Consider the following 4,118-nt stretch of genomic DNA (forward strand, 5'->3'; position numbering starts at 1 on the left):
ACCCGCCTCAGCGATCTTCAATGCCCTGAGCCGAGCACCTGAACCAACCGTCTGAGTCAGGGCACTAGGGTCCTTCTCCACCCGCATCTGCAGCAGCGCTGATCGAGGGCCTTCTCATGCATTTGGATCACACCGGACAAGACGACTGGATTCTCGATCCGGACCAGCTCGCTTCGAGACTTGGGCTCAATTCCGGCCATATCCGCCACAAGATGAGGCTCGGCCTCGTCACAAGCCGCGTTGAGGCTGGCCATGACGAGGATGAGGGCAACTGGCGCGTGAGACCCCGTTTCATAACAGGCTGAACAGCTTAGCTGTTGGGTGAGCGGCAGGCATCGTGGGTGTTGGAAGAGTGTCTGACGCTCACCCAGGAACCCCGATGTGGACGCCCGCCGCCCGCGCCGAGCTTGCGCGCGAGAGCCTGCCTGACGCAACCAGCCTCAGCGATGCCGAGTGGGCGGTGCTTGCGCCGCTTTTGCCTGCGCCGTCCAGCACAGGCCGCCCGTGGCGCCGGCCACTGCGCGCAGTCTTCGATGGCATCCTGTACGTGCTGCGGACAGGATGCGTGTGGCGGCATCTACCGCTGGACTTCCCGCCTTGGAGCACGGTGCATCGCTGGTTCTTGCGCCTATCGCAGACAGGTGTGTTCGAGCGCCTCACCCATGCCCTCACGATGGCCGACCGTGAGCGCGCCGGGCGCGAGGCCTGCCCGACCGGCTGTGTCGTCGATGCGCAAGCCGCCCGCTCGGGTGGCGTGGGGGTGGCAGGCGAGCGCGGTTACGATCCGGCCCGGCGGATTATCGGGCGCAAACGCCACGCGCTGACTGATACGGACGGCCGCCTGCTCGTGGCCGGGGTCTCACCCGCTGACCTGCACGACAGCCACGGCGCGATCGCCCTGCTTCGCGCCTCGCGAGGGATGTTCCCCTTCCTGGCCCACTGCTTTGCCGACCGCGCCTATCGAGGCAAGCGCGTTGGCGCGGCCACGACCATCACGGTCGAGATCGTCGAACCCAAGGAGGCCCAGAAGGGCTTCGCGGTGCAGCCCAGGCGGTGGGTCATCGAGCGGAGCTTCGGCTGGATCGCCCGCTGCCGCAGGCTGGCCCGCGACCACGAGGCCACTCCGTCCTCTGCGCTCGCCTTCTTCGTCCTCGCCGCAGCCATGATCCTCGTCAGGCGGATGGCCCGAGCATTATGAAACGGGGTCTGACCGTTCGCGCTGGCGATGCTGCCTGGCAGGGCATCTCCGACGAAGTCGGCAGTCTGACCGGCGAACGCATACTCTGACCGCGTGCGCTTGAGCACTGCGAAACAATTAAAGCCAAGCCTAGAAACGGGGAGGTAACGCGCGACCGCTATCGAGAGTGACGCACCGCTCCAGTCCACACCCAGGAGGCTCGCATGACCGCTGCCCATCCCTTTCGCCGGCTGCTCGCCCTGGTTGCTCTTCTCGTCCCCACCGCGCTGACGCCGTGCCGCGATGCCGTTGCACGTAGTGTGACAGCGATCCAGCAGGATGCGTCCGCCGAGGTTGTGTTCCGCCACTACCTCTGAGACAGACAGAGCTCTCACACCCACAGACCTTTCGTCTCAGCCTACACCCCCGGCATCTCCATGAGGAATCCGATCTCATGGCTCAACCGGCCCCAAGCTCATCACCCATGACCTTGTCAAACGCGGCAGCAGTCGCCCCCTGCAGCATCTCGTCGGGGATGTAGATGCCCGAGTTCTGCAGCTGCGCCTTGCCACGCCAAGCGTGGTTCGGGCTGACGTTCGCGAACACGTGCCCGCCCATCACCGGGCCTTTGCGTTTCGGGAAGTGGCCGCCCTTGGTGAAGGTGCCGGCGAAAAGCTGACGGCGTCCGCGGGGCGCTACCGAGACACCGGCCCTGGTCTCCTTCGGCCCGAAGAACTTCAGGCTGATATCGCCGTCGCTCGATGAAAGCGTGTAGGTCAGGCTACCCGCGTAGCTGAACTGCTCGGCCGCTGCGGTCGCCTCGTCGACCTTGACGGCCCGAACGATCGTGGAGCGCTTCAGGCCGGTCTGCTGGGTCAGTGCTGAACCGCGCCGGGATTTTCGGAGGCCGTTTGGTTTGGGTCAGGCGGCCAAGGCTTGGACCTCGGCCTGGGCATGATAGCGCGCTTGCGCCTCGGCGGGAGGCATGTTGCCGATCGGTTCGAGCAGCCGGCGGTGATTGAACCAATCGACCCATTCGAGGGTGGCGTATTCCACCGCCTCGAAGGATCGCCACGGCCCGCGCCGATGGATCACCTCTGCCTTGAACAGGCCGATCACCGTCTCGGCGAGAGCGTTATCGCAAGAATCCCCGACGCTGCCGACGGAGGGCTCGATGCCCGCCTCGGCGAGGCGCTCGGTGTGCCGGATACTCACGTATTGCCCGGGTTCAACTGGTCGTCGCAACGGCAGCCTGCCGGGATCGGCCCGCCGCGCGGCATGGGCGTGGTACGTCGACGGGGCGACCGGCAGGACCCTGCAGATCGGCTCGACCCCGTAGAGCGCGCGGTGATCGTCGATGAAGGCGATCATCGCTTGAACCGGCGGTCGAGCTCCGCCTGGGCAAAATACGCGGATGCCTTCCTCAGGATCTCGTTGGCCTGCCGGAGTTCACGCACCTCCCGCTCCAGCACCTTGATCCGCTCGCGCTCGTCGCTCGCGGGGCCGGCCCGCACGCCTCGGTCCCGCTCGGCCTGCCGGATCCAGTTGCGCAGCACCTCACCCGAGCAGCCGATCTTGGCGGCAATCGACTGGATCGCGGACCATTGCGAGCCGTGCTCGCTCTCGTGCTCCCGCACCAGCCGGACGCCCCGCTCGCGAACCTCAGGGGAGAAGGGTGAGGTATGCTTCGTCATGGCTCCAGTCTCTCAAGAGTCGGAGCCTCCGAAAATCCCGGCGCGGTTCAGCCAGGGCCGACGTCGAGGATGGCCACGTGAAATCTGAGAGCGACGGCGAGCCTGCTTTGGCCGGGAAGGTCAAGGTGTCGGTCGATGTCAACAATGCAACCGCCGACAAGGTCGTCACCTCAATCCAGACCTACATCGGCACAATCACATCTTGAGCAGTGACGTGGTTCGAAATCCCCGCCCCCCAGTTCGCCCACCTTCTGACCGCGGGCCCGAAACGGGGATCAGCCGCGCTAACCGCGTCGCTCGCGTGATCCCGGCAGGGCTCGGCGCGCCACTTCCGCCCTCCACCGAGGGGACTCCAAACGGCCACGTTTTTGCTCACACTGCGCTCATCAAGAATCTGAGAAACGAGCGGATGAGCTTCCTCGCAGAACTGCCGATCGCCGACCTCATCGCCAGCTACGGCTACATTGCGATCTTCGTCGTCATTGGACTGGAGAGCGCCGGTGTACCGTTGCCTGGCGAGACCATCCTAATCTCGTCAGCCGTTTATGCAGGCAGCACAGGCAATCTCAACATCGCCTTGGTCATCGCGATGGCCGCTCTTGCCGCCATCCTTGGCGACAATCTGGGATACTGGGCCGGCCGGCGCTGGGGCATGCCGCTGCTGCTTCGTTACGGTCATCTGATCGCACTCGATCAAGGTCGGTTGAAGCTCGGACAGTATCTCTTCCGGCAGCATGGCGGGAAGATCGTGTTCTTCGGTCGGTTCACCGCTATGCTGCGGGCCTACGCGGCGGTTCTGGCTGGTGTGAACCGGCTCGATGCGCGCTGGTTCATGGTATTCAATGGGCTCGGTGGCGTGATCTGGGCCGCCAGCATGGGGCTCGGATCGTACTACTGTGGGCGCTCGATAGAGCATATCGCCGGACCGGTCGGACTCGCCTTGCTGGCGCTGGTGATCTTCGGTGGCTTGGCCCTGTGGCTGTTCGTGCGACGTCACGAAGCGAGGCTGCTTGTCGAGGCCGAGGCAGCAATACCCGGTCCGCTAGTCTGATCCCGCTCGACACTGCGCGCTTGAGCGGTTCCTGATCCGCCGCTCCGCCATGACCCTGACCCAGCAAACTGGTCCGCGCTAAGCGCGAGTTTTTCGGGCATCCTGAACCCTGAAGGAGGGTGGATGTTATGCCTCGCAAGCGCTTCACGAACGAGCAAATCGCCTTTGCCCTTCGGCAGGCGGAAAACGGTGCAAC

General features: G+C 64.9%; 6 protein-coding genes, 1 pseudogene and 1 other annotated feature. Of the genes and pseudogenes, 5 read left to right on the top strand and 2 right to left on the bottom strand.

Annotation, left to right across the window (positions count from 1 at the left end; all coding sequences use genetic code 11):
• Nucleotides 1-116 precede the first annotated feature (116 nt).
• The 3 genes from F6X51_RS28825 (at nucleotide 117) to F6X51_RS28325 (ending at nucleotide 1,554) form a co-directional block, all read left to right on the top strand.
• A complete protein-coding gene (locus F6X51_RS28825) occupies nucleotides 117-305 on the top strand; it encodes a DUF6522 family protein (RefSeq protein WP_246697036.1) in 189 nt (62 codons plus the stop codon).
• 74 nt (nucleotides 306-379) lie between these two features.
• Nucleotides 380-1,198 carry an IS5 family transposase gene (locus F6X51_RS27510; protein WP_150967272.1) on the top strand — a complete coding sequence of 273 codons (819 nt, stop codon included), beginning with the start codon at nucleotides 380-382 and terminating at the stop codon, nucleotides 1,196-1,198.
• Nucleotides 1,199-1,401: 203 nt separating this feature from the next.
• Nucleotides 1,402-1,554, top strand: a complete 153-nt coding sequence (locus tag F6X51_RS28325) for a hypothetical protein (protein ID WP_191970312.1) — start codon at nucleotides 1,402-1,404, stop codon at nucleotides 1,552-1,554.
• Nucleotides 1,555-1,636: 82 nt separating this feature from the next.
• Here F6X51_RS28325 and F6X51_RS28330 read toward each other — a convergent pair whose 3' ends face one another.
• Together F6X51_RS28330 and F6X51_RS27515 are read right to left on the bottom strand one after the other, a co-directional pair.
• The gene (locus F6X51_RS28330; protein WP_191970313.1) at nucleotides 1,637-1,783 is read right to left on the bottom strand and encodes a hypothetical protein; all 147 of its coding nucleotides are present in this window, start codon (nucleotides 1,781-1,783) and stop codon (nucleotides 1,637-1,639) included.
• 315 nt (nucleotides 1,784-2,098) lie between these two features.
• Nucleotides 2,099-2,871: pseudogene (locus tag F6X51_RS27515) on the bottom strand (integrase core domain-containing protein).
• Nucleotides 2,474-2,590, bottom strand: a sequence feature (AL1L pseudoknot). Its footprint overlaps the pseudogene before it by 117 nt.
• A gap of 77 nt (nucleotides 2,872-2,948) precedes the next feature.
• Between F6X51_RS27515 and F6X51_RS28960 the strand changes: the two are divergent.
• Nucleotides 2,949-3,077 carry a hypothetical protein gene (locus F6X51_RS28960; protein ID WP_281407664.1) on the top strand — a complete coding sequence of 43 codons (129 nt, stop codon included), beginning with the start codon at nucleotides 2,949-2,951 and terminating at the stop codon, nucleotides 3,075-3,077.
• 203 nt (nucleotides 3,078-3,280) lie between these two features.
• Nucleotides 3,281-3,922 (top strand): DedA family protein, encoded by a 642-nt coding sequence (locus F6X51_RS27520; RefSeq protein WP_150967274.1) that lies wholly within the window; start codon nucleotides 3,281-3,283, stop codon nucleotides 3,920-3,922.
• Nucleotides 3,923-4,118: the final 196 nt, after the last annotated feature.

Origin of the sequence: Methylobacterium planeticum, from assembly GCF_008806345.1 — a bacterium.
In the GTDB taxonomy this organism is placed as follows: domain Bacteria; phylum Pseudomonadota; class Alphaproteobacteria; order Rhizobiales; family Beijerinckiaceae; genus Methylobacterium; species Methylobacterium planeticum.